General features: G+C 67.0%; 23 protein-coding genes. 13 read left to right on the top strand and 10 right to left on the bottom strand.

Annotation, left to right across the window (positions count from 1 at the left end):
* Positions 1 to 20: 20 nt before the first annotated feature.
* Entirely contained in the window at positions 21 to 800 is a 780-nt protein-coding gene (locus BN2156_RS20830) for a DUF1906 domain-containing protein (RefSeq protein ID WP_090516829.1), read from the bottom strand.
* A 120-nt stretch (positions 801 to 920) separates the two neighbouring features.
* On the opposite strand from BN2156_RS20830, the gene BN2156_RS20825 reads away from it, so the two are divergent.
* The 8 genes from BN2156_RS20825 to BN2156_RS20790 all read left to right on the top strand — a co-directional run bounded on the left by BN2156_RS20825 (position 921) and on the right by BN2156_RS20790 (position 8085).
* A complete protein-coding gene (locus BN2156_RS20825; RefSeq protein ID WP_090516828.1) occupies positions 921 to 1799 on the top strand; it encodes an SDR family NAD(P)-dependent oxidoreductase in 879 nt (292 codons plus the stop codon).
* Positions 1800 to 1913: 114 nt separating this feature from the next.
* Positions 1914 to 4001, top strand: a complete 2088-nt coding sequence (locus BN2156_RS20820) for an AMP-binding protein (protein WP_090516827.1) — start codon at positions 1914 to 1916, stop codon at positions 3999 to 4001.
* Positions 4002 to 4117: 116 nt separating this feature from the next.
* Positions 4118 to 5218, top strand: coding sequence for a catalase family peroxidase (locus tag BN2156_RS20815; protein ID WP_090516826.1), 1101 nt, complete (start codon positions 4118 to 4120; stop codon positions 5216 to 5218).
* A complete protein-coding gene (locus BN2156_RS20810) occupies positions 5218 to 5787 on the top strand; it encodes a cytochrome b (RefSeq protein ID WP_090517528.1) in 570 nt (189 codons plus the stop codon). Before BN2156_RS20815 ends, BN2156_RS20810 begins: the two co-directional genes overlap by 1 nt.
* 4 nt (positions 5788 to 5791) lie before the next feature.
* Positions 5792 to 6244 carry a COG4315 family predicted lipoprotein gene (locus BN2156_RS20805; RefSeq protein WP_090516825.1) on the top strand — a complete coding sequence of 151 codons (453 nt, stop codon included), beginning with the start codon at positions 5792 to 5794 and terminating at the stop codon, positions 6242 to 6244.
* 3 nt (positions 6245 to 6247) lie between these two features.
* The gene (locus BN2156_RS20800; protein WP_090516824.1) at positions 6248 to 6796 is read left to right on the top strand and encodes a sigma-70 family RNA polymerase sigma factor; all 549 of its coding nucleotides are present in this window, start codon (positions 6248 to 6250) and stop codon (positions 6794 to 6796) included.
* A complete protein-coding gene (locus BN2156_RS20795; protein ID WP_090516823.1) occupies positions 6793 to 7443 on the top strand; it encodes a zf-HC2 domain-containing protein in 651 nt (216 codons plus the stop codon). The genes BN2156_RS20800 and BN2156_RS20795 overlap by 4 nt, the downstream gene beginning before the upstream one ends.
* Before the next feature lie 75 nt (positions 7444 to 7518).
* Entirely contained in the window at positions 7519 to 8085 is a 567-nt protein-coding gene (locus BN2156_RS20790) for a dihydrofolate reductase family protein (protein WP_090516822.1), read from the top strand.
* 4 nt (positions 8086 to 8089) lie between these two features.
* Here the strand turns inward: BN2156_RS20790 and BN2156_RS20785 are convergent, their stop codons facing one another.
* A complete protein-coding gene (locus tag BN2156_RS20785; RefSeq protein ID WP_090517527.1) occupies positions 8090 to 9736 on the bottom strand; it encodes an ABC-F family ATP-binding cassette domain-containing protein in 1647 nt (548 codons plus the stop codon).
* A 217-nt stretch (positions 9737 to 9953) separates the two neighbouring features.
* On the opposite strand from BN2156_RS20785, the gene BN2156_RS20780 reads away from it, so the two are divergent.
* Together BN2156_RS20780 and BN2156_RS20775 are read left to right on the top strand one after the other, a co-directional pair.
* Positions 9954 to 11987, top strand: a complete 2034-nt coding sequence (locus tag BN2156_RS20780; RefSeq protein WP_090516821.1) for a toprim domain-containing protein — start codon at positions 9954 to 9956, stop codon at positions 11985 to 11987.
* 11 nt (positions 11988 to 11998) lie between these two features.
* Complete coding sequence (locus BN2156_RS20775; RefSeq protein WP_090516820.1) at positions 11999 to 14140, top strand: DNA gyrase subunit A; 2142 nt, start codon at positions 11999 to 12001, stop codon at positions 14138 to 14140.
* A 24-nt stretch (positions 14141 to 14164) separates the two neighbouring features.
* On the opposite strand, the gene BN2156_RS20770 is transcribed toward BN2156_RS20775, so the two are convergent.
* A complete protein-coding gene (locus tag BN2156_RS20770; RefSeq protein ID WP_090516819.1) occupies positions 14165 to 15163 on the bottom strand; it encodes a hypothetical protein in 999 nt (332 codons plus the stop codon).
* Positions 15160 to 15825 carry a hypothetical protein gene (locus tag BN2156_RS20765; protein WP_131725187.1) on the bottom strand — a complete coding sequence of 222 codons (666 nt, stop codon included), beginning with the start codon at positions 15823 to 15825 and terminating at the stop codon, positions 15160 to 15162. The genes BN2156_RS20770 and BN2156_RS20765 overlap by 4 nt, the downstream gene beginning before the upstream one ends.
* Positions 15826 to 15945: 120 nt before the next feature.
* Here BN2156_RS20765 and BN2156_RS20760 point away from each other — a divergent pair, with 120 nt between their 5' ends.
* Positions 15946 to 16755, top strand: a complete 810-nt coding sequence (locus BN2156_RS20760; RefSeq protein WP_090516817.1) for a DUF1906 domain-containing protein — start codon at positions 15946 to 15948, stop codon at positions 16753 to 16755.
* Between the two features lie 15 nt (positions 16756 to 16770).
* Here the strand turns inward: BN2156_RS20760 and BN2156_RS20755 are convergent, their stop codons facing one another.
* On the bottom strand, positions 16771 to 17148 hold the full coding sequence (locus BN2156_RS20755) for a hypothetical protein (protein ID WP_090516816.1): 378 nt from the start codon (positions 17146 to 17148) through the stop codon (positions 16771 to 16773).
* A 93-nt stretch (positions 17149 to 17241) separates the two neighbouring features.
* Positions 17242 to 18288: a coiled-coil domain-containing protein gene (locus BN2156_RS20750; protein ID WP_090516815.1), complete on the bottom strand. Its 1047-nt coding sequence runs from the start codon at positions 18286 to 18288 to the stop codon at positions 17242 to 17244.
* A gap of 266 nt (positions 18289 to 18554) precedes the next feature.
* Between BN2156_RS20750 and BN2156_RS20745 the strand changes: the two genes are divergently transcribed.
* Together BN2156_RS20745 and BN2156_RS20740 are read left to right on the top strand one after the other, a co-directional pair.
* Entirely contained in the window at positions 18555 to 19484 is a 930-nt protein-coding gene (locus tag BN2156_RS20745; protein ID WP_090516814.1) for a serine hydrolase, read from the top strand.
* 44 nt (positions 19485 to 19528) lie between these two features.
* Entirely contained in the window at positions 19529 to 20236 is a 708-nt protein-coding gene (locus tag BN2156_RS20740) for a class I SAM-dependent methyltransferase (protein WP_090516813.1), read from the top strand.
* 78 nt (positions 20237 to 20314) lie between these two features.
* On the opposite strand, the gene BN2156_RS20735 is transcribed toward BN2156_RS20740, so the two are convergent.
* From BN2156_RS20735 to BN2156_RS20720, 4 genes are read right to left on the bottom strand one after another with little or no spacing between them, the layout of a single operon-like run.
* Positions 20315 to 21550 (bottom strand): PucR family transcriptional regulator, encoded by a 1236-nt coding sequence (locus BN2156_RS20735; RefSeq protein ID WP_090516812.1) that lies wholly within the window; start codon positions 21548 to 21550, stop codon positions 20315 to 20317.
* 37 nt (positions 21551 to 21587) lie between these two features.
* Positions 21588 to 22964 carry a flavin monoamine oxidase family protein gene (locus BN2156_RS20730; protein ID WP_090516811.1) on the bottom strand — a complete coding sequence of 459 codons (1377 nt, stop codon included), beginning with the start codon at positions 22962 to 22964 and terminating at the stop codon, positions 21588 to 21590.
* Entirely contained in the window at positions 22948 to 23865 is a 918-nt protein-coding gene (locus BN2156_RS20725; protein WP_090516810.1) for an alpha/beta fold hydrolase, read from the bottom strand. Before BN2156_RS20725 ends, BN2156_RS20730 begins: the two co-directional genes overlap by 17 nt.
* Positions 23858 to 25369, bottom strand: a complete 1512-nt coding sequence (locus tag BN2156_RS20720; RefSeq protein ID WP_090516809.1) for a flavin-containing monooxygenase — start codon at positions 25367 to 25369, stop codon at positions 23858 to 23860. Before BN2156_RS20720 ends, BN2156_RS20725 begins: the two co-directional genes overlap by 8 nt.
* Positions 25370 to 25496 lie beyond the last annotated feature (127 nt).

The following is a 25496-nucleotide window of genomic DNA, read 5'->3' as shown; positions in this document are numbered from 1 at the left end:
CCGTCGTGAGTGCCGGCGCATCATCTCGCGAGATCCCATTGGCCGAAATCCGCTGCGAGAACATCGTTCACGTCGACATGGATGCCGTCGATCACGAACCCCGGGTCGGACGCGGTGACGACTTCCCTCTGGAACAGCACGGCAGCCGGCTCACGCTCGCCCCGTGACCATGCCTTCGTCTGCCAAGCCCAGCGATGGCCCGGGCTGCTCGAGGATCCGATGACGCCGTCGGCGATCGCCCAGCCACACTGGCGACGACCTCCGTAGATCCCGGTGCGGCCGACCCCCAAAACCGAGTTGATGCCCCGAAACCATTGCACTGCCTGGCTTTTCCACGTCGAGGCGTCGATATCCTCGTCGACGCTGAAGAAGATCGGCGCCGACGGCGGACCGCCCGCCGCGGTGTGCAGCCCCACCGCCGTCTGCGCATCCGCCACTCCGCCGTCATAACCGCGGGTGAAATCCGACGGCGTCGGCCATCCCGGTTTGCCGAACTGGTAACAGCTGACGACCTGCAGGCCCGCACCCCGGAGCCGGTCGGCATAGTCACGGGTGACCGGCTTGAAATCGAATGTGGCTCCCGGCCGCAGCTCGGACACGTAGACCAACGCGCCGCCGAAGCCGGCGGACTTGATCTGCTCGGGTTGAACCAGCCGATGGGCGAAATCGACGAGTTGCAGTCCGTCGCCGGCAGCCGTAGGTGTGCCGGTCGACGCCGCCAACGCACCCGGGACGGCCAGCGCCGGCGCCAACAGCGCGGCGTACCGAAGGACCTCACGGCGTGAAGCGGACTGCGTCACGGCGTGAAGCGTATCCGCGGAGCGGACGCAACTCCACCCCCGATGTCATCGCTGTGATTGATCACTTTCATAAAAAGTAATCGTTGGACTCGATGAAGATCAGGGGCTCTGATAGATGACATGACCACTGCATCCCATGTCTTCCTCATCTCAGGTGCCTCCCGCGGCCTCGGCCGAGCCATCACCGAAGCCGCCCTCGATGCCGGCCACCGCGTGGTCGCCGGTGCCCGCTCGCCTGGCGCGCTGAGCGACCTGGCCGCCACGCACGCCGAACGGCTCGCCGTCGTCGAGCTCGACGTCACCAACGACGACCACGTCCGCTCCGCGGTCGCCACCGCGATCGACCGGTTCGGCAGGCTCGACGTGCTGGTCAACAACGCGGGATACGCCAACCTCTGCGCTATCGAAGACGTCGACTTCGAGGACTTCCGCACCCAGGTCGACACGAACTTCTTCGGCGTGGTGCGCCTGACCCGGGCAGCATTGCCCGTCCTGCGCGGCCAGCGCTCCGGGCACATCATCCAGGTGTCATCTGTGGGCGGACGGCTCGTGCGCCCCGGCCTGTCGGCCTACCAGTCGTCCAAGTGGGCTGTCACCGGCTTCTCCGGCGTGCTGGCCCAGGAGGTCGCACCGCTCGGAATCAAGGTCACCGTGCTAGAACCCGGTGGCATGCGCACCGACTGGGCAGGTTCCTCGATGAGCATCGCGCCGGTGCGTGATGAATACGCCTCCACGGTGGGTGCGTCCGCTGCCATGGGAAATTCGGATAATCTCGGCGCCAGCGACCCGGCCAAGGTCGCCGCGCTGCTGCTCAAGATCGTCGACATGCCCGAGCCTCCCGCACGATTGCTCGTCGGGCCCGATGCCTACCGCTACGCCACCGCGGCCGGGCGGGACCTGCTCGCCGACGACGAGCGGTGGGAGCCGCTGAGCATCTCCACCGTCGCCGACGACATCACTCCCAACCAGCTCGATCCCCTCGGAACTGCCCAGCGCTGAACGTTCCTCGGGAGTGGTTACATTCGCGCTCGTCGGCGAAACAGGTCCGGACCGGGGACAGATGGACCACAATGGCTAGTCGCAGCTAACTACCGACAGCCGGGCAGAACCACTGTGGCACGAGATGTGATCGCCATCGACACAACGCTCGATCACCCATGCCCGGATATCTGGGCCATTCTGGAGACACCGGATCTGTACCCGCGGTTCTTCCGTGGCCTCGGTTCGTGCGAACGGGCCACCAGCGACCCGCAACTCTTCGAGGTGCGTCTGTCCACCTCCCGGGGTGCCGTCGTCGTGCACGAGATGCGCCGGACGGTCCGCCTGTCGGGCATGGAGTTGCGCCTCGACGCAACGCAGACCGGGCGTTGCTTCGCCTCGATTCGTCTGACCCCTGAAGGCAGCGGCGCGCGGATCGCATTGCGGATCTTCGCGGTCGGCACGCTGCACCCCGACATCGCGAAGGCCGGCGACAACGCCGTCGAGGGCTGGATACGAGACGGGCTGCGGCGAATCTCGGACTACCTGGCCGGCGAGCCGTCCGCGCAACTGGTCAACATGGGCGACGGGCGGTCACTGCAACTCAACGTCCTGAAGACCATGATCACCAGCGGCGTGGTGCGCGCATCTCGACCCGATCGCGGTATCCGCCAACTCAATTCGCTCGCCAAATGGGGGTTCACGCTGGCCGGCGGCCTCACCGCCGCAGCTGCGCGCGCACCACGCACCACAGCGACGATCGACGAGTACGGGACCTCGACCTACGCCGAAATGGCCGAACGCACCACCCGCTTGGCATCGGGTCTGGCCGTGATCGGTTTCACCAGCGACAGCACGCTGGCGGTACTGGCCCGCAACCATTCGGCGATGGTCGAATGCATGGTGGCGGCCAGCAAGTTGGGCGCCGACCTGGTCCTGCTCAACACCGGCCTCGCCGCCCGCGCGATCGAAGAGATCGTCAAACGCCACCGCGTCGACGCCATATTCGTCGACAGCGGTTTCGAACCCGAGGTGCGGTATGTCGCCGCGGACACCCCGCGGATCTCCATCCACCCCAATTCGGCTACGCCGCAGCGTCGCTCGGTGGAAGAGCTCATCGCCACCGGCACCGGCGCCACACCGGTGGCGCCACCTAAGCAACCCGGCAAGCTGGTAGCTCTCACGTCGGGCACCACCGGCACCCCCAAAGGTGCCCGGCGGCCCACGCCACCCGGATTCGGCGCCATCGCCGCGATGCTGTCGCGCATGCCGCTGCACCGGGGCGAAGTGATGTTGCTGTCGGCGCCGCTGTTCCACACCTGGGGTCTGGCCGCACTGCAGGTGAGCACGCCGCTGCTCGCGACGGTGGTGCTGATGGAACGGTTCGACGCCGAGGCCTGCCTCAAAGCCATTGAGCGCCATCGCTGCACCGTGGTGGTTCTGGTTCCGGTGATGCTGCAGCGCATTCTCGAGTTGCCCGCCGCCGTGGTCAAGCGATACGACACCTCGTCGCTGAAGGTGGTGGCCAGCAGCGGTTCGCCGATACCCGGCGCAGCCGTCACCAAATTCATGGACACCTTCGGCGACGTTCTCTACAACTTCTACGGCTCCACCGAGGTGTCATGGGCGACGATCGCCGATCCTGCCGACCTGCGGGTCGCGCCGACCACAGCGGGGCGGCCACCGCTGGGTACCCGCATCGCCATCCTCGATGAAGGCGGCCGCGTCGTCCCGGTCGGCGTGGTCGGTCGCATCTTCGTCGGCAATGACATGCTCTTCGACGGCTACACGAATGCGGCGTCGCCGGCCGTCGAGGACCGGTTGATGGACACCGGCGATCTCGGGTACCTCGATGCCAGCGGACGCCTCTTCGTGGCCGGACGCGACGACGACATGATCATCTCCGGCGGCGAGAACGTGTTCCCGCGGCCGGTCGAAGAAGCCATCGCCGTCTTGCCCCAGGTCGCCGACGTGGCGGTGGTCGGCGTCCCGGATTCCGAGTTCGGCCAGCGCCTGGCAGCATTCGTCGTTCGCGCCGAGGGGACATCACTCGACGAAGACACCGTCAAGAACTACGTGCGCAACCGACTGAGCCGCTTCTCGATTCCGCGTGATGTCACATTCGTCGATCAGCTGCCACGCACCGCCACCGGAAAGGTCCTGAAGCGGCATTTGATCGAGGGCCACTTCGGCCTTGAGATGGGGTGGCCGGGCCAGGGTTAGCGGTGACGTCTGCCGAGCCGGTACTGACCAGCGTCTTCCTTCCGCAATGAACCTGCGCCGCCCCCTCGGCGTATGCCTCGGGTGAACCACCGGCACCCAAGTTTGGAAGGTGACCAATGGACCGGAGATCGATCGTTCCCTCATCCTGGCGGGACACATCTGCCAGCCGGCGCAGCGTCGTCGTCGGCATCGCGGCCGTCGGCGCCTTCCTGGCCGCCGACCTGGGCGCCGTGCTGTACGCGCGTGGCCCACTCGGATCGCAACACCGGTTGACCCCCCAGGCATTCATCGACGCGTTCCGGGCGGTCACCGGGGTCCACCCCGGCTATCGCCTCAACCATGCCAAAGGGGTTGCGGTCAGCGGATACTTCGACAGCAACGGTGCCGGCGCCGAAGTCAGCCGGGCGGCCGTCTTCCGCGCCGGACGCACCCCGCTGCTCGGACGGTTCTCAGTGCCGGGCGGCAATCCCACGGTGTCCGATACCGCCGCCGGCCCGCGCGGTCTGGGTCTGGCGATCGGGTATCCCGGTGCCGGGCAGTGGCGAACGGCGATGCTGAACCTGCCGGTATTCCAGGATAATTCGGTGCAGGGATTCTACGACCGGTTGCTGGCATCCAAACCGCTGCCCGATACCGGCAAACCGGATCCCGCGGCCATGACACGGTTTCTGGCCGCCCATCCCGAAACCGCGCGGGCGATGTCGGTGATCAAGCAGCAACCACCCACCTCCGGCTTTGCCGACAGCACGTTCCGGGGGCTCAACGCCTTCTACTTCGTCGGCACGGCCGGCGACCGTACCCCGGTGCGATGGTCGCTGGCCCCGTTGCGGGAGGTGACGCCACCACCAACCTCGTCGATCAGCCCGAACTGGCTGTTCGACAACGTCGTTCGCGATATCCGGTCCGCGCCGTTGCGCTGGCGGCTGATCGTGACAATCGGCGAACCCGACGACGACGTGCGTGATGCGACCATCGCCTGGCCGCCCGATCGGCGCACCATCGACACCGGCACCGTGGTGCTCGACTCGATCGCGACAGAGTCCGCCGGCAACGCCCGCGATGTCAATTTCGATCCCATGGTGCTGCCGGACGGGATCGAACCCTCAGAAGACCCCTTGCTGCCCGCACGTTCGGCGGTATACGCGGCGTCATTCCGCCGCCGCGCCGGTGTCAGCGGAGCCGCCCCACAGGTCCAGGCGGACGAGGTTGCCCGATGATGGTGACTCCCACACACTCTCGCTCCCGCTACGCCACACGCACTCGCATCCTGCACTGGTTGGGCGCCACGCTCGTATTCAGCACACTGCTCGCCGGATTCGCCCTGGCCAACTCCCTCGCCGACTACAGGGTTCTCCTCACCGTGCACAAAGGTCTGGGCGCCCTGGTGTTCGTGGTCTTCGTGATCCGCATCGTCAACCGGATCACCGATCGCGGGCCTGCCCTACCGGCCACGGTCGGGCGGGCAGAGCGCGTGGCGGTGATCGGCTCCGAGTTCGGCATGTACGTACTGCTGTTGGCGCAGCCGCTGCTGGGGTGGGCGATTCTGTCGGCGAGCGGAGTCCCGGTTGTGCTGGGCGGCCTGCGGTTGCCGCCGATCGTCCAAGCCGATGCAGAGTTGTTCGGGCTACTGCGCAACGGCCACTCGGTGGTGGCCTACGGCCTGGTGGTGCTGATCGCCGCGCATGTGTCAGCGGTGCTGTTGCACACCCTGACACTGCGCGACGGCATGCTGCGCCGAATGTCTTTCGGATCCGGTGAACCTCGCGAACTCCGTCGGCGTACGTAAGGCCATGGGAATCAATCGGATCAGAAGAACTGTTGGTGCGGCGCTGTTCTCCGCCGGCGTGGTGATCGGGCTCGCCGCTCCGGGTACCGCCAACGCCGAGGAGCCGGTGCTGACGAGGCAGGCGTCCGACCTGGGCGAGATCGTCGTCGACGCCGAGGGTATGACGGTGTACGCGTTCCAGGGCGACACTCCGGCAAGCAGCGGCTGCGGCGAGGGTTGCCTGCAGAAGTGGCCTGCCGTCCTGGCCCCGGACCCCCTGCCGGCACAAGCTTCCGGCATCGATGGAGTATTGGGTGTGTACCTACGTCCCGATGGCACCCGCCAGTTGACCCTGAATTCGCACCCGCTCTACACGTTCGTCCAAGACACGGCGGCCGGGCAGCACAACGGTGTGGGCAAGCAGCTCGGCAACTCCAAATGGGGCGTCATGCAATCCGACGGGCTTCCCCGGTACTGAGCCGTGCCGAACCGCCCACGACGTCGCCGACCGTCGGCCGCACAACTTGACAGTGCGGCCGACGATCGGCTGTTGACCACGCTGTACACCGTTCACGGCGAAGCGGTCCGGCGATTCGTCGCCGGCCATGTCGTCGATGTACAGCACCGCGAGGACGTCGTGCAGGAGACGTTCGTCCGGGCCTGGAAGAACATCGACCACATCGACGCAGACGGCGGCAATCCCAGATCCTTCCTGTTCACGATCGCCCGCAACGTCATCGTCGATCAATGGCGGCGGCGGTCCCGGCGAGGCGAGGTGCTCGTCGAGACCGACATCACGCTGCCCAGCGCTGACGCCGTCAACAAGTCCTTGGAGCGGATCGTCATCGGGGAATCGCTGAAACGGTTGTCGCCCGAACACCGAGAGGTGGTCAAGGCACTGTATTTCGATGACCTCACCCTCGCTGAAGCAGCCGATAGGCTCAATGTTGCTGTGGGTACCGTGAAGTCACGCAGTTACTACGCAGTGCGCGCGCTGCGCGCGGTGTTCGACGAGATGGGGCTGCTGTGATCGACGAACCTCATGTCCTGCTGGGCGCCTACATCCTCGGCGGTCTCGACGCCGAGGAACGCGCACGATTCGAGACGCACCTCAAAGAATGTGCGCAATGCCGCGCCCAGGCTGCCGATTTCGCGCCGCTGCCATCGCTCCTGAGCAAGGCCGACCCGGTGGATCTGGAAACCGGCCCCACTGACGGCGGCGAGGCGGTCCTGGCTCTGGGCGACATGCTCGCCGCGCGACGTGCGGCAGCGAACCGCCGCCGCATCCGCCGCCGGGTGGCGGTGGGCGCGTGCGCCGCGGTACTGGCTGCCGTCGCCCTGGTATTCGTCATCCCGCGCGGTGAGACGCCTCCGCCGGGCACCGGCACCTTCGCGATGCAGTCGGTGTCCGCCGCCGGCGCATCGGGGTCGGTGACCCTGACACCCAAGCCATGGGGCACCGCGATCGTGCTCAACCTGCAAAAGTTGCCCACCGACGGCGTATTCACGCTGCGGACGATGGACGACAGCGGCGCGATGCAGCCTGCGGCCACCTGGGCGGCGATGCCGACCGGGGCAGGTGTCGTCCAAGGCGCGACATCCATCCCGATGCCGAAGCTGCGCAAGCTCAACATCGTCGATGCGAACAACACGGTGCTGGCGACCGTGGAACGCTAGCCCCAACCCGGCAGCGATGAGTTTCGCGCCCAGCGCCGGTCATTACGCCGAAGACCCAACGACGGAGGCTGGCACATGCGGAAGCTCATCTACGGCATGAACGTGACCCTGGACGGCTACATCGCCGCACCCGGCGACGACATCGCCTGGGGCGGACCGCCCAGCGACGAACTGTTCCAGTGGTGGCTCGACCACGATCTGGCCTGCGACCTGGCACTGTACGGCCGCAAACTCTGGCAGACGATGAGCGCCTATTGGCCGACCGGCGACGAGCAGCCCGACGCTACCCCGGCGGAGATGGAGTTCGCGCGCAACTGGCGCGATACCCCGAAAGTGGTGTTCTCCTCGACGATCGAGAACGTCGATTGGAACGCCCGCCTGGTCACCGACGATGCGGTCACCGAGATCACCCGGCTCAAGGCCCAAGACGGCGGCTCGATGAGCATCGGCGGTGCAACGCTGGCCGGGGCTGCCATGCGCGCCGGGCTGATCGACGAGTACACGCTGGCCACCTACCCGGTCCTGGTGGGCGGGGGCACACCGCAATTCACCGTGCTGGACAGCTGGGTCAACCTGAACCTGGTCGAGACGCAGACGTTTCCCGGCGGCGTGGTGCTGACCAGATACGAGACCCGGCGCTGACTCGCTACAACTCGGCTACCCGTCCCTTGTCGACCAGCCATGAGCGGTCGAGCCGAACGTTCTGCAACATCCGCCGGTCATGCGTGACCAGCAGCAGGGCACCGCTGTAGACCTCGAGCGCCTGCTCGAGCTGCTCGATGGCGGGCAGGTCGAGATGATTGGTCGGCTCATCGAGAACCAGCACGTTCGTACCGCGGGCCTGCAGCAGCGCCAGGCCCGCGCGTGTGCGTTCACCGGGCGAGAGATCGTCGACGGTGCGTTCCACGTGGTCGGCCCTGAGCCCGAACTTCGCGAGCAGGGTGCGGACATCGGCCGTCGACCAGTCGGGCAGATACCGCTCGAACCGGTCGACGAGTCGGTCGGGACCGGTGAAATCGGAACGGACCTGGTCGATTTCGCCGATGGCGACGTTGGCACCGATGCTCGCGCGGCCCTCATCGGGTAGCCGGCGGCCGAGGAGGAGCCGCAGCAGCGTCGACTTGCCCGCCCCGTTGGGACCGGTGATCCCGATCCGCTCGCCGGCATTCACCTGCAGTGCCACCGGTCCGAGTACGAAATCTCCTTGCCGCACAACAGCATCGCTGAGGGTGGCCACCACCGAACTCGATCGCGGCGCCGCCCCGATGCTGAACTGCAGCGTCCATTCCTTACGCGGTTCCTCGACCTCCTCCAGGCGGGCGATCCGGCTCTCCATCTGCCGGACCTTCTGAGCCTGCTTCTCACTGGACTCGGTTTGCGCCCGGCGCCGGTTCTTGTCGTTGTCGGGTGCCTTGCGCATCGCGTTGCGCACGCCCTGGCTCGACCACTCGCGCTGGGTCCGTGCCCGGGCCACCAGATCGGCCTTCTTCTCCGCGAACTCGTCGTACTCCTCGCGGCGGTGCCGGCGGGCGACTTCCCGCTCCTCCAGATAGCTCTCGTAGCCGCCGCCGTAGACGGTGGTCCGGTTCTGCGCCAGATCCAGTTCCAGGACCCGGGTTACGGTGCGGGCCAGAAACTCCCGGTCATGACTGACCAGCACCACACCGCCGCGAAGGTCCCCGACGATGCTCTCCAGCCGGGCCAGGCCATCGAGGTCGAGATCGTTGGTCGGCTCATCGAGAAGGACGATGTCGAACCGGGACAGCATCAGCGCCGCCAGCCCGACCCGTGCCGCCTGACCGCCCGACAGTGCGGTCATCAGAGTCGAATCCGGCCGAACCCCGTCGACGTCGAACCCCAGACCGGCCAACACCGCCGGCAACCGCTCGTCGAGGTCCGCGGCACCGGTTGCGAGCCAGTGATCCAGCGCCGCGGCGTAGGCGTCGGCATCTGCCCCCGGATCGGCCAACTCTTCGGCGGCCTTCTCCATGGCCAGCGTCGCCGCCGTACAGCCGGTACGTCGCGCGACATAGGCGGCGACGGTCTCCCCCGGTATCCGCTCATGCTCCTGCGGCAGCCACCCGACGAACCCGTCGGCCGGTGCGAGACTGATCACACCGTCGAGGGGATCGAGGTCCCCGGCCAGGATGCGCAGTAGTGTGCTCTTGCCCGCACCGTTGGCACCCACGACCCCGACGACGTCGCCTGGCGCCACGGTCAGGTCCAGGCTCTCGAACAGGGTGCGGTGGGCGAATCCGCCGGCCACGTTCTTCGCGACAAGCGTTGCGGTCATGGCCATATCGTCGCATCCGCGGTGATGCCTCCCGGTTTTGCCAGGTTCGGGACCGGTTTGGCCGTGGCGGTAGCGCCAGGTGTCGGCGGCTCGGGAGAGAATGCGTAGGCCACCCGCGCCCCAGGGGTGGCTGCGTGGCGGGAGGGAGCCGCCACGCATAGTGACACTCCGACGGGACCGAATGCTGCCGCATCGGCCCTGGTGGAAAGGACCAGCAGTGAGTTACAACGCCGCAGACATCACCGAGCTCGACGATGTCCAGCACACACGCCTGCGGCCGGCGGTGAACCTCGGCCTGGACGTGCTGAACACGGCGCTGCGCGAGCTGGTGGACAACGCGATCGAAGAGGTCGCCGACCCCAGCCACGGCGGGGCATGCGTGACGATAACCCTGCATGGCGACGGCTCGGTCAGCGTCGCCGACGACGGCCGCGGACTGCCCGTCGACTCCGACCCGACGACCGGCAAGAACGGCATCGTCAAAACCCTGGGCACCGCGCGGGCCGGCGGCAAGTTCTCCGCGCATGCCGACGCGGCCAGCACCGGTGCCGGCCTCAACGGAATCGGCGCCGCGGCAGCGGTGTTCATCTCCGCACGGACCGACGTGACGGTGCGCCGGGCCGGAAAGACCTACCTGCAGAGTTTCGGTGCCGGCTACCCCGGGACGTTCGAGGGCAAGGAGTTCGACCCGAACGCCCCGTTCACCCGCGCCGACACCCTGAAGCTGCGCGGCGTCGGTAACCGCAAGCCCGATGCGCACGGCACCACGGTGCGCATCCTGTTCGATCCCGTCGTCGTGCCGGATTCCAGCGTGGACATCGGCGAGGTGCTGCTCCGGGCGCACGCCGCCGCACGGATGTCGCCCGGGGTGCAGCTGGTCGTCATCGACGAAGGCTGGCCCGGCGAGGAGATTCCGCCCGCGTTGATCGAGCCGTTCAACGGCCCGTGGGGTACCGACACCCTGCTGGACCTGATGTGTACCTCCGCTGGCACACCCCTGCCCGAGGTGCGCGCCGTGGTGGAAGGCCGCGGCGAGTACACCACCGGGCGCGGCCCCACCCCGTTCCGCTGGTCGTTGACCGCCGGACCGGCCGAACCGACCACGGTGGCCGCTTTCTGCAACACGGTGCGCACCCCGAACGGCGGGTCACACCTGACCGCCGCGATGAAGGGGCTGTCCGAGGCCCTGGCCGACCGCGCGTCGCGGATCCGCGACCTGGGTCTGGCCAAGGGCGAGGACGGCCCTGAGCCACAGGATTTCGCCGCCGTCACCGCGCTGGCGGTGGACACCCGCGCACCCGATGTGGCGTGGGACTCGCAAGCCAAGACCGCGGTGTCATCGCGGTCGCTGAACGTGGCGATGGCCCCGGATGTGGCGCGCAGCGTCACCATCTGGGCCGCCAACCCCGCCAACGGCGACACCGTCACGCTGTGGACGAAGCTGGCCCTGGAGGCTGCCCGGGCCCGCCGCAGCGCCGAAGGCGCCAAGGCCCGATCGCGCGCGGCCTCCAAAGCCAAAGGGCTGGGGACGAACCTGTCGTTGCCGCCGAAGCTGCTGCCCAGCCGGGAGACCGGCCGCGGGTCGGGTGCCGAGTTGTTCCTGTGTGAGGGCGACTCGGCGTTGGGCACCATCAAGGCGGCGCGCGACGCCACCTTCCAGGCGGCCTTCCCGCTGAAAGGCAAGCCGCCCAACGTGTACGGCTTCGCCGTGAGCAAGGCGCGGGCCAAAGACGAGTTCGACTCGATCGAACGCATCCTGGGCTGCGGGATCCGTGACAGCTGCGACCCGGAACTGTGCCGCTACGACCGGATCTTGTTCGCCTCCGACGCCGACCCCGACGGCGGCAACATCAACTCCAGCCTGATCTCGATGTTCCTCGACTTCTACCGCCCGCTCGTCGAGGCCGGGATGGTCTATGTGACGCTGCCGCCGCTGTTCGTGGTCAAAGACGGTCAGGAGCGGATCTACTGCCAGGACGAGTCGGAGCGCGACACCGCTGTGGCCCAGCTGAAGGCCACCTCCAAGCGCAAGGTGGAGGTGCAGCGCAACAAGGGTCTCGGCGAGATGGACGCCGACGACTTCTGGAACACCGTGCTGGATCCACAGCGCCGCACCGTGATTCGGGTTCATCTCGACGACGGCGAAAAGAAGCTGCACCACACACTGTTCGGCGGTCCGCCGGAGGGTAGGCGCACGTGGATGGCCGATGTGGCCTCGCGTGTCGACACCTCCGCGCTGGACCTCACCTAGGAAGAAATACCGTGACCGCCACCCTGGACGTTCCTGAGCAGAACCAAGACCTGGTGCTCGACCAGAGCGCCGACGACTACTGGAATCACTACCAGCTGACCTTCGCGCTCTACAGCGTCAGCGACCGCGCCATCCCGTCGGCGTTCGACGGGCTCAAGCCGGGCCAGCGCCGGCTGCTGTACCAGATGCACGACTCGAAGCTGCTCCCCGGGAACAAGCCGCAGAAGTCGTCGAAGATCTGCTCGGCGGTCACCGGCAACCTGCATCCGCACGGTGGTGCGTCGATGTACGGCGCCGCGGCGCTGATGGCGGCTGAGTTCCAGCGCGTGAAAGTCATTGACGGGCAAGGCGCTTTCCCCCGGATCCAGGGTGACATCCCCGCCGCCGACCGCTACACGGAGATGCGGCTGTCCGCACCGGGCGCGGCGTTGACCGCCGAACTCGACGATCACGCCGTGCCCATGGTTCAGACGTTCGACGGCGAATGGACCGAGCCGACGATGCTGCCCGCCCAATGGCCGGTGCTGCTGTGCAACGGCGCGGTGGGCATCGCCGAAGGCTGGGCCACCAAGGTGCCCGCGCACAACCCGCGCGAGGTGATGGCCGCCTGCCGGGCGCTGCTGAAAACCCCGAACATGACCGACGACAGGTTGGTGAAGCTCATTCCCGGGCCCGACTGGGGTTGCGGGTCGACGGTGGTCGGCACCGCCGGGCTGCGGGAGTACATCACCACCGGGCGTGGCCAGCTCACCGTGCGCGGCACGGTATCCGTGGACGGCAAGAACTGCGTCATCACCGAGTTGCCGCCCGGTGTCGCGAGCAACACTGTGCAGGACCGGATCCGGGCGCTGGTCGAGTCGGGCGAGCTGTCGGGAGTAGCCGACATGTCGGACCTGACCGATCGCCGCAACGGGCTGCGGATCGTCGTCACCGCCAAGCGCGGCCACAGTGCCGAGACCATCCGTGAGCAGCTGCTGGCGTTGACCCCGCTGGAGTCGACCTTCGCCGCCAGCCTCGTCGCGCTCGACGAGGACCGGGTGCCGCGGTGGTGGAACGTACGCGAGCTGATCGGCGCGTTCCTGCACCTGCGTGACTCGGTGGTGCTGCACCGCAGTGAGTACCGGCTGGAGAAGGTCACCGCCCGTCGCCATTTGGTGGCCGGCCTGATGAAGATCCACCTGGACATCGACGCAGCGGTGGCGGTGATCCGCGGCTCCGACACCGTCGACGATGCCCGCCAGGGTTTGCAGAAGCGCTTCGACATCGACGAAGAGCAGGCCAACTATGTTCTGGCGCTACAGCTTCGGCGGCTGACCAAGCTCGATGTGATCGAGCTGCAGGCCGAGGCCGACAAACTGGACGCCGAGTTCGCCGAGCTGACCGAACTGGTGTCCAACCCGGACGCGCGCCGCAACGTGATCGACAAGGAACTGGTCGAGACCGCCAAACTGTTCAAAGGGCCCGAGTTCGACCGCCGTACCGTGCTGGACGCCGAGGCCACGCCGGTGTCCTCGTCCGCCGACGAAGACGGGCCACGCGAGCGCAAGGTCAACGCCGCATGGCGCCTCGACGATCGCGGGGTGTTCTCCGACAGCCACGGCGACCTGCTCACCTCGGGTCTGGGCTGGGCGGTGTGGACCGACGGACGGGTGAAGTTCACCACCGGCGGCGGTCTGCCGTTCAAGATCCGCGACATCCCGGTGGCGCCGGACATCACCGGGCTGCTGCGCTCGGGCGTGCTGGCCGACGGCTATCACCTGGCGCTGGTGACCCGGCGCGGGAAGATCCTGCGAATCGACCCGGCCGCGGTCAATCCACAGGGCGTTGCGGGCAACGGCGTGGCCGGTGTGAAGCTCGCCGGCGATGGCGACGAGGTGATCGCGGCGCTGCCGGTCACGTGTGAGAACGGCGAGGCGATCCTGTCGATCTCCGAAAAAGGTTGGAAGGTCACCGAAGTCGCCGACATCCCGGTCAAGGGCCGCGGCGGCGCCGGCGTCGGTTTCCACCCGTTCGTCAACGGCGAAGACGCACTGTTGTCGGCGTCGATCTCGCCGACCGGCTTCGTGCGGGGCAAGAAGGCCGTGCGCGCCGAGAACCGGGCGAAGGCTTCGGTGAAGGGTGCGGGCGGCGCCGACGTGACGCCTGCCGGCTAGCCGGACACACGCCGGCGGTTTGCGTCACGCCGGGCTGCACGCATACTTCTCATCGGCGCCGGCTCCGCCCAATCCCGCGGTGGGAACGAACTGGAGCCGGATCGCACCTGACCGCGGCAGCACCACCGCGACGCCGTCACGGCGAGTCCACTCCGTCGGGATGAGAACGAGCTGATTGCCGGACTGCAGCATCAACTTCAGCCCGTCGTATCGGTAGCCGTACGCGGCGTCGCTTGCCGGACAATGGATCTGCCTCACCCCCGGTGCGGCGATGTTGAGGCTTTTCTCGCTGTACACAATGGTGCTCGGATACGTGGGGAGCTCGGCCACGAACTGGGCCGCACGCGATCGGCCGACCGCGGCGGAATAGTCGTTGGCCGCCCAGAACATGCTGAGCCCGACCAGCACGAAGATCGTCGCCCACTCCGCCAGGGTCAGTCCGCGCGGGCTCGTGGCGTCGGCCCGCGTCAGCAGACTCCGGCGCACATACGCGGTGTAGGCGAGCAGCAGCACGCCGATGGCCAGCGTCAGCGGTGCCGCGGCAACCCGCTGGTTCAGGGGTGTTTCGACGACGATGCTCAATGCCCCTGCGGCCGTTGCAGCCCCGCCGATCGCGGTGACGACCCAACTGGCCCGCCGCCATCGTGGATTGGCCGGGTCCGCGTCGATCCGCCGGCGCAGAAAGTGGTGCGCGCGAAAGGCGATCAGTCCGGCGATGGCCAGGACCACCGCCGGCACGAACAGGCCGTCCTGGCTGCGCATCAGATAGTCCGACGTGGTCAGGCCCAATGTCGTTGAATGCACGCCGAAGTACTCGAAGAAGTAGTACGCGTGAGACCACCCGAAGTAGAACAGCAGGGCGGTGACCGCCGTGGTCGGCGCCACGGCCGCACCCACCAAGCGAGCCAGCCGAGGAAGGGCCGACGGCGCACCCGTGTCTGCCGGCTCGCTGGACGACGCGGAACTCTGTCCGGTCGCCGTCGCGGCGGCCTGGCCGTTCACGTCCGCTTCGACTTCGGTCATTCGGTATCCCCGCCGGCGGGTGTGGTGGCCGTCGTGCTTGCGCCGGGTGTGGCGGGATCCCCCGGGGGTGGCGGGGGGTCGGGATCCGGAACCGGGCCGGAATCGTCGGGTTCGGTGTAGTGCCAGACGCAGTTGAGCGCGACGGTCGCCGGCTCGGTATAGGTGACGGATTCCTTTTGTTCCTCACCCTGTATGTAGGCGCAGTAGTCGCGCTCAGCGGAGGGCTCCGGCGCCGTATCAGGCTCGTGACGAACCGCGGTCACGGTGAAGCCGCACAACGTGCCGTCGGCACACTGATCCCGAATGAGGTCCTCCACGAAGCCGATCACTCCACCGGGATATCGCACGTCGTCGTCGACCGGCTGTCCCTGCTGTTGGATCGCGGGAATCGTGATCGGAGAGGCGAGCGCCGTGCCGGACTTGGATCCGCCGCCGATCGGACCACCCTTGGCCTCACCCTGACCCTGGCCATTCGGGGCACCCTTGGCGCCCTGCTCGGGCCGCGCATCGGCGCGCCCGTTCTCCGTTGTCGCACCAGCCGCCCCCGACGCGGTTGAGCGTTGCGCCCCCGGCGCTGGCTGCTCGTCTTGCTTGGCGCAACCCGTCGGCAGCAGGAGACACAACACCGCGGCGGCAATGCTCGCCGTCCTACGTGATGACATGGCTTGATGGTGCGCCCAATCCGGCGCCGCGACGTGCGTAGTGCACTACCCGAAATCGCCTGGACACGCTGCCCGGCGTGGCCACACTATTAACAGTGGTCACTTTGTTAACATCGCGCAATGCAGGACTCGCCTGGGAGCAGCGGCCTGCGCCGCTTCGGCCCGGTTTCCCGGCGTGACGCGCTGCGCTTGGCCACCGCGATGTCAGCACTGGCCGGATTGGGTGCGGCCGCCGCAAGCGTCGGCGCCCCCACGGCATCGGCCGCCGCGCCCACCCTGATCGACTTCGCCATGCGCCAGATTCCGGCGCGCGACATCCGAGCCGCCGGCCACTCCGGGGTGATCAACTACGTCTCGACGTCACGTCCCGGGTCATCCTTCGGCGCCAAGCCGATCACCCTGCCCTACGCCCAGTCGCTGACCGCCGCCGGACTGGTGATCGTCAGCAACTACCAGTACGGGAAACCGGGCGGCACCGCTCCATCGGACTTCACCCGCGGGTACGCCGGCGGAGTCGCCGACGCACGCACCGCGTGGCAACTGCACACCGCGGCAGGTGGCGGTCGCAGCGCCCCGATCTTCTTCAGTGTCGACGACGACATCGACCGCAACACCTGGAACAGCGTCGCGCTGCCGTGGTTTCGCGGGATCAACTCGGTGCTCGGAGTTCAGCGCACCGGGATCTACGCGGGTATCAATCCGTGCCAGTGGGCCATAGCCGATGGGGTCATCGGGAGGTCGGGCACACCGGGCAAGGCATGGGCGTGGCAGACCCGGTCCTGGTCGGGCGGAAAGGTCCACCCCGCCGCAGTTCTGTACCAGCGCATCATCGACACCGCCTCGAATCCCGGACCGGTGGTCGGCGGTCTGCGTGTCGACGTCAACGACGTCCTGGCCCAAGATTGCGGCCAGTGGAACCTGCATCCGTGAGGTCGTGACAGAACCTCAACGCTGATCGCTGTTCAAGGCCGCGACACCCAACCCGGCGAACAGGGCTGCACCACCGCCGGCGACGATCGCGCCGGTCGGTGACAGTGTGCGGGCGCGGACACCGCGAACCGCAGCGACGGCATCGAGCAGATCGGTGAGCAGGCCCATCTGCAAGGCGCGGGTCCGCAACCTCGGTGAAGCGGAATCGGTAATCGCCAGGGCCAGCGTCAGTTCACGGGAACCGAAGAGTTGGGTCGTGAACGGTTGGTCGCGGCCGGCATTGAGACCCATGAGGCGGCCCGTCTTGTTCGGGGCCAACCATGCCGCAACGCCGGTGGCGAATCGAAGGGCGAAGAAGGTGCGGATGAGTGCGCTGTTGCGTGTCGACGTCATGCGGCCACTCTCCAAGACGAGAGCCTCACACGCCGACGCGACGCGCACAAGCGTCTTGCCGGTGCTGGAGCCGTCGCAACGCCGAGGCGGCGGTCAGCGGCGTGGCGTCGTGGTGATGTGCACGTGGTCGAAGTGACCGTAGCCCGACGCTTGCGGACCAGATGGCGTGTAGTAGGTGCCGCGCCAGATCACATCCTGGAGCCCGAAGCGGGCCGCATTGCTCATCGCGAAGGCAAGAATCTCGTCCCCGAGCGCGATACCTTCCGGGCTCGAGGGGTTCGGGATCATGATGTCGATCGCCAGACCGCTGGGATGCCACGGCTTCGAGTCGGGCCGGACCCCATCGATGTCGGAGATCTGGGGAAACCGTGCGCTGACGGCCCGGGCGGCCAGGATGGTGTTGGGCTGCAACCCGATCTCGGACGCGACACCGACAGGCAACGCCTCCGGGATATCTGCCCGGGCCGCCGCGATCGCCGGGTCCGCCGGAACCAGTGCGCTGGCATTGTCGACGATCGCCTGCTGCTGCGGTGTCAGCGCGCCGTACTGTGCCTCCGCGGCGGCGATCTGACGCAGCAGGTCACTCAACTTGGCCTTCAGGTCCGCGCTCACCGCGGAGGCCTTCTCAGCCGCCGCGCCGGCGTCGGCGGCTGATTTCTCCGAAGCCTGGGCGGCGCTGGCCGCGCGCTCGCGTGCCGACTTGTAGGCCTTCATGTCAGCGGCCGTCTTGGCGGTGACCACCCGCTGCAGCGACAGCTTGTCGATCAGCTGCCGCGGCGAGGCCGCGGTCAGCACCGCCGCCATCTGACCGTCGCCGCCACTCATATAGGTCATCGCCGCTACCCGGTCGACGGCCGTCTGATACGGCGCGAGCTGGACGTTGGCGGCGTCGAGGGCTTCCAGGTCGGCGCGGTGGCGGTCGGCGGCCGCTGCCTGCTCAGCTTGCTTGGCATCGGCATCGCGTTGGGCATTGGTGAGGGCCTCACGGCTCTGCACCGCCTGGCGGGACAACTCGTCGAGCTTGGTCAAGGCGTCAGCCGCCGGGTCCGCCAACACGTCACCCATCGACATCGTCAGCACCAGGATCGCAGCCGTCGAGACGCACGCCGTCCGCCGAAGTAAATGGCGCACCCCGGTCATACGGATTGTCACGATCCTTCGCTTGCAAGGACCGCTCTTGGCCCGGCTGTATGTCTGTCGGACAGGCTACGAACTGGCACCGGCGATGTCTACTCATCCGCCGGCTCCGGTCTGCTTTGACAAACCTGCGCGTGTCCCGAAGGCTTGCCAGGATGTGCATCCTCGCTTGAGTTTTCATTCGTTCAGCCAACTCACGCGCAAGTGCACAACCCGGCGGGCGCAGCGTCCATCCCAGCTCCCCTGCCTCACCATCATTCGGAGGACCTATGTGGCGGCAGCTGACCAAGCACACGATGACAGGCATGGCGGTCCTCGCCACGGCCATGCTCGTCACCGGTTGCGAGGCGCAGGTATGGGGCATGCCCCCCGGCGCCGGGGACACCCCGCAGGCACCAGTTACCGCTCCGCAGGCACCGATGCCCGCGCTGCCCCAAGCTCCCAACGATGAGCCCCTGGCGCCGTTCGAAGGGCTCGACGCCCGCACCCGGCAGGCCACCTCCGACGCGGCCAAGTCCGGCGTCAACATCAAGGTCGCCGTGCTGGACCGCAACACCGGCGAGATCATCTCCAACAACGCCGGCCAACCGTTTCCCATCGCCTCGGTGGTGAAGCTGTTCATCGCCGACGACCTGCTGCTGCAGGAATCGAAGGGCGAGAAGAAGCTCACCGCCGCCGATCGCGCGTCGCTCGACGTCATGCTGCGGTCCTCCGACGACGGCGCGGCCCAGACCTTCTGGGATCGCAACGGAGGAAACGCCATCATCGCGCGCATCGTCGGGCGGTACGGGTTGACCGGCACCACAGCGCCCTACAACGGACACTGGGACGTCACGCAGAGCACCGCAAACGACCTCGTCCGCTACTACAACATGCTGTTGGACGGCAGCGGCGGGCTGCCGCCCGAGCAGGCCGACGTGATCATGAGCAACCTGGCGCAATCGACACCTACCGGCAATGACGGATACCCGCAGCGCTTCGGTATCCCAGAGGGGCTCTATGCCGAGCCCGTCGCGGTCAAGCAGGGCTGGTTCTGCTGCTGGAACGGCGGCAACCAGTTGCACGTGTCCACCGGCGCGATCGGACCCGACCGTCGCTACGTCATGGCGATCAGCTCCCTGGAGCCCGGCGACGCCGCCTCTGCACGCAACACCGTCACTCAGGTCGTCAAGACGATGTTCCCCGGCGGCCGCATCTGAACACCGGCGTACCCGCACCCGGGTGCCCGGCTGATAATGACGTGATGACTGACGCGGTGGGAAACCATCCCCAGTACGACGTCTTCGCCGACGAGTACCTGGACCACGCTCGGGCCGGGCTCTTCAACGCGCACTACGACCGCCCGGCGTGCCTGGCCCTTCTCGGCGACGTGGCCGGCGCGGCCGTCCTGGACGCCGCATGCGGACCGGGCCTCTACGCCGAAGAACTGACGACACGGGGCGCGGACGTGACCGGATTCGATCAGAGCCCGCGCATGGTCGAGCTGGCCCAACAGCGAGTGCCCGCAGGCAGTTTCCGCACCCACGACCTCGCCCACCCCCTCGACTGGCTCGACGATCACACGATCGACCTCGTGCTGTTGGCGCTGGCATTGGAGTACGTCGACGACAGAATCGCAGCGCTGCGCGAGTTCCGGCGAGTTCTCCGACCCGGGGGCGCGCTCGTACTGTCGCGGCTACATCCCACCGGCGACTGGCTTCGGCACGGCGGCAACTACTTCCAACCGCGTGTCGTCGACGAGACCTGGAGCCGCGGATGGCAACTCCGGCACTGGCTTTCACCGCTGGAGCAGACCTGCGAAGAACTGCACCAGGCAGGCTTTCTCATCGAGCGGTTACTCGAACCGAGACCCGCCGCGCAGGCCGCTGTCGTCAACCGAGAGAAGTACGACCGCCTGCACAGCGAACCCACGGGATTTCTCGCCATTCGCGCGATACCGGATCCTCGCTGATGGTCAGGCACATGGTTGTCCGGCGCCAGCGTCAATGGAGGCCGTCCCTGCGTTTGCGGAGGCGGTCTGTCCACCGCGTTAGGAGGGTGTGGGCGCCGTGATATCGGGCGCAATTTCCAGCACCAGGAGTGCGGCGGCGACGTGTGTGGGGTTCTCTTCCACTTTGACCACGGAGAGTTCGTTGGCGCGCGAGACTCGGCGCTCGACGGTGTTTCGGTGTGCGTAGAGGTTGGCCGCCGCCCGAGTGGTGTTGAAGCCGCATTGCACGTAGGTCAGCAACGCCTGCCGTAGCGCTTCGTCTGCTTCGGCCAACGGGCCGAGAGTCTTGGTGACGAACCGTTGTGCGCTGGCGGGGTCCTTGGTGATGTTGTCGATGAGCTCGACGTCTGCGTACGCCGTGAAGCGCCGGTCGGATCCGAGCCGAACGATCAGCGCCTGAGCCGCGAGGGCATCTTGGTGGCTGGACCTGAACCCGTCGAGTCCTTTTCCCGGCCTTCCGACGGCCGCTCGAACATCCGCCACCTCCGCCACGATCTTCTCGACGTGCCGGAGGTCAGGTGTCGCGGTCCCGGATAGCCAGATCCAACGCGACGTGGCACTGGCGCGGGCGATCAGGGCGCTTCCCCCCGCCGAAGCAGAACGCACGGCCGCGACCACGTCGTCCAACGCTTTGGCCCGCTGAGTATCGTCGGTCCATACGACGAGACCCACGTGCGGGCGGGCCAACCGGTACCTCAGCCGCCCTTCCGCGAGGTCCTCGGTCATCGGGGCCCCACTGGCGATCAGTTGTATCAGCGCAATCGCATCGGCATTTGCATTACCCATCGCGGCCGCAAGGCTGGCCTCACGCAGGGCGGAGACCGAGTCGAGGGCGTACTGCACCAACGACTTCGCCGACACGTCGATAACCTCCACGAGGAGGTCAGGGTCTGTGCAGTGCGCCACGCATTCTTCGAGCCATCGGCGCCATCCGAGGCCGAGTGCCACCCGCCATCCGCCGGCGAAATCCGGTCCGATGCCGCGGGATACCAGGTCGCGGATGTACTCCGCTGTCCTCGGGCCGATGTAGGGCTCGACCCGTCGCCCCGGTTGCTGAATGTTCGACGTCAGCCACTGGACAAGATCGGAGCGATTGAGGTGGCGGTCCTCCTCGACCAGCGACGCATCCGGAAGCAGGGCCGGCTCGTACTGAGCCATGAGTGCAGCCCCCGCGATGACCTCGGTCATCGCATCCGTCTCCGTCAAGAGCCGCTGACACAGTGTTCGGATTGCGTCGGCGGCCTCGACGGTGGGCAGGGGCCACAAATCCTCCATGCCGACAAGTCTCCCCCGACTGTGCGGGACGAGGCGCTTACACCGACGCTTTTTCCTCGACGCTGACCAGCCCGGCGACCCGTTCGGCGGCCCGCAGGCCGGTGAGAACAGCACCATTCATGGTTCCGGCCCACTCGCCTGCGGTTTCGGTGCCAGCCCAGTGAATCCGCCCGTGCGGGTCGGTGAGGGCGCTGCCGTAGCTCACGGACGCATAGGGAGGCGCGGCGGGGTGCGGACCACCGGGGGCGAACGAGTCCGTGCCCCAGCAGTGGTCGATGTAATCGATGGGGGTCATCGCCTGTGGGCCGTACAAGTCGACCAGCTGTTGGATCACTCGGCCACGCCGTATCTCGGGGCTGAAGCCGTCGAACACGCGCGGGGAGCAGAACACCATCAGGATTCCGGGTCCACTGTCCTCCGGCGAGACATCGAAGGTGATGAACGCCGTTCCGGTGTCGGTGAGACCTTCACCCGAAAGCCCGTCAGCCCGCCAGAAGGGCTTTTCATAGGCGACGAACGCCTTGCTGAGCGCACCCATGGGCCAGGTTCGCGTGAGCCCCGCGGCTTTCTCTGGAAGAGCAGGCTGGAACTCGATATCGGCGCGGTGCGGCGGAGCCACCGTGACGATGGCGTACTTGGCCTTGATTGTTGCCGCGTCGGTCTGGACGGTTACGCCGTTGTCGTCTTGAGCGATACTGCGAACCGGAGCGTCTACGACAATTCGGTCACCGAGCCGCTCGGCGAGCCGCTTGGCGATCTCCTGGGTGGTTTCGGTGATTCGGTCCTGATTGGCCCCGTTCTCGACGTCGAGCATATGGCTGAGCCCCCCTGCGGCGCGGATGTAGCGCAGTACGTGAAGCAGCGAGACGTCTGCCGGGCTGCAGCCCCACTGCACCTTGCTGACAATCGCCAGCAGCGCACGAGTGCTGGGCAGCGCTCTCTTGCGATCGAGCCATTCGCCGAACGAGATGGCGTCGAGTTGGGTGGCGTCCGGGGACTCCCAGGCGGCATCGACGTTGACGGGCCGTACCAACTTTTCCAGCGCCAGCTGTATGCGGGCCATGTCGACCATGACGACCGGGGAGACGGGAGGGATGGTGCCCTTGTACGTGCGACGGCGACCGGCCAGCCACAGGACGTTGCGGCCTTGGTCGAATTGACCGGTCGTCGTGCATCCCATTCGCCTGGCGAGGTCGCGGATTGCGGTGTGCCGCAGTGAAACCCATGTTGCCCCGAGGTCTACCGCGACGCCGGCGACCTCACCGGAGAACGATCGGCCCCCGACCCGGTCCCGACCCTCCAGAACCTGCACCGACAGGCCCAGGCTCACGAGCCGCTCGGCTGCGCTCAGGCCCGCGAAGCCCGCACCGACGATCACGACATCGACTGATGGGGTCTCAAGAGATTTCGACATGGTTTCCTCCTTCGCTCACACGGTCCGCGTGCTGCGAGATGTATCGGGTGATGGGGTCGACCAGGGCCTGCGGAATGTGATGGCCCATGCCGGGAATAACGATGCGTTGGGCCGAGCGAATTGCTTTGGCCGTTGCGACGCCGCCACTGGGGTTCACCAACACGTCGCGATCACCGTTGATGACCAGGGTCGGTGCAGTGATCCTGCGCAACTGTTCGGTCCGGTCGCCGGATGCCTGGATCGCCTGAATCTGGCGGGCGATTCCGGCGGCCTGGTCCCCGGCGCACCGATCCCAACCACGCGCTGCGATGGCGGCTTCCTCGGCGTCGTCGATCGGGTACGCGGTTCCGGCGATGTGCCTCGTGATGCGCAGGTGGTTGCGCACGGCTGCAGTTCTGTTCTTGGCCGGCGCCGCGATGAGCAGCCCAATAGTCGACAGCGCCGGCTGGCCGACCTTGCTCGCCCCGGTGGTCGAGAAGATGGACGTCAGGGACCGCACGCGCTGAGGTTCGGTCGCGGCGATCGTCTGCGCGATCATTCCGCCCATGGATCGTCCGACGAGGTGAACCTGCCCGATCCCGAGATGGTCGAGTACGCCGACACAATCGGAGGCCATGTCCGCGAGCGAATAAGCGTCACGGCGAGGGCGCCCCATCACCTGACGCCAGAGTGCAGGTGCCCCAGTAGCCGCGAACGTCGACTGGCCGACGTCCCGGTTGTCGATGACGATGACCCGAAATCCCTGGGTAACAAGCGATCCGACGAATGAGTCGGTCCAGAAGGTGAGGTCCTCGCCGAGTCCGGCGATGAGCAGGATGGCGGGGTCCGCCTTGTCTCCCGACTCGCGGAAGCAGATCGTCACTCCGGATGAGAGAGTTGCGTACTGGTCTGAGTCAGACATGGGCGTGTGCCCTCTCGCTGACGCCGAACTCGAGGTGCTCGTCGGCGACCGGACCGCGCAGCGCCTTGGCGTCCTCCTGGTACGACATCGCCATCCGCCACGGGGCGACCGGGCCCTGCTTGGGCAGGATCTTCGCCCCGCGCTTGGCGTAGCCGGATTGGAGGTCCATCACTGGCCTGCGATCCATTCCCGGCAGCGGGACCGGGACCGCCCGGTCGTAGCCATGAGCATCCATGTGCTTGACCAGGTCGATGAAGTAGCGGCACATCAGGCTCACCTTGAGAGTCCAGGACGACGTCGTGTAGCCAATGGCCATCGCCCAGTTGGGAATTCCGCTCAGCAGCATCCCGCGATAAGCGAAGGAGTCGGCTAGGTCCACCTGCTGCCCGTCGACCACGATCGGCATTCCGCCGAACAGTTGCAGATTCAGGCCGGTGGCGGTCACGATGATGTCGGCGTCCAACTCTTCACCCGACTTCAAGACGATTCCGCGTTCGCTGAAACGCACGATGGAGTCAGTGACCACCGAGGCGCTGCCGTCCTTGATCGCGTCGAAGAAGTCGCCGTCGGGCGCTGCGCACAGGCGCTGGTCCCATGGGTCATACGGCGGGTTGAAGTGCTTGTCGACGTCGAAACCCTTGGGGAGCCGCTTGATGTTCGCGCGGCGAATCAGTTTTCGCCCAGCGTGCGGGAACATCCGAAGCCCCTTGACGATCCCGCGTTCGATCCAGATGTTCTTGAACCGAGTGACGGCGTAGCCGCGCTTGGCGCCGAGGAGTTTCGTGAGTACAACGGCGAGACGGTCAACACGAGGAATCGCCATGATGTAGGTGGGAGTGCGTTGCAGCATCGTCACGTGACCGGCGGTGCCAGGGCCGGTCAACATCGCCGGCACCATCGTGACCGCGGTCGCGCCGCTGCCGATGATCACGACCTTCTTGCCGCGGTAGTCGAGGTTCTCCGGCCAGTGCTGGGGGTGCACCACCAGACCTTCATATTCGTCGCGGCCCGGGAACTTCGGCGAGAAGCCTTCGTCGTACCGGTAGTAGCCGGTGGCCGCGAACACCCATCCGGTGCGGATCGTCTTCGTGGCAGTCGAGCCGGTGACGGGGTCGGTCACTTCGACGGTGAGCGTCCACTTCGAATCCGCCGACGACCAATCCGAACGCACGACCCGGTGCCGGAACTTGATGAGGTCCGCCAGGTTGTTCTCGTCAACCGTTTCCTGGAGGTACTCGCGGATCAGGTGTGCGTCGGCGATCGCCGACTCGTGGCGCCACGGCTTGAACTCGTACCCGAAGGTGTGCAGGTCGGAGTCGGAGCGGATGCCCGGGTAGCGGAAGAGATCCCACGTGCCGCCGATGTTGTCGCGACCCTCCAGCACGACGAGGGACTTGTCGGGTAGCTCCCGGCTGAAATACGTTGCCGCGCCGAGCCCGGAGATTCCTGCGCCGATGATGACGACGTCGAACTCAGCGACCTCGCCCAGTACCTCGGTTGTCATGGCCTGCCAACTCCTCGCCGTTCTGGTGACTTCGTGACGTCCACAGTGGCTGAGGCATGACGTTGCTCACTACGACAGCGCGCACCTGCTTTCGTCTGAGCGAGTGCAGGGTGCACTGGGAGCGGTG

It is taken from the genome of Mycolicibacterium neworleansense (genome assembly GCF_001245615.1).
GTDB classification, from domain to species: domain Bacteria; phylum Actinomycetota; class Actinomycetes; order Mycobacteriales; family Mycobacteriaceae; genus Mycobacterium; species Mycobacterium neworleansense.
This window is presented reverse-complemented; position numbering and strand designations above follow the sequence as displayed.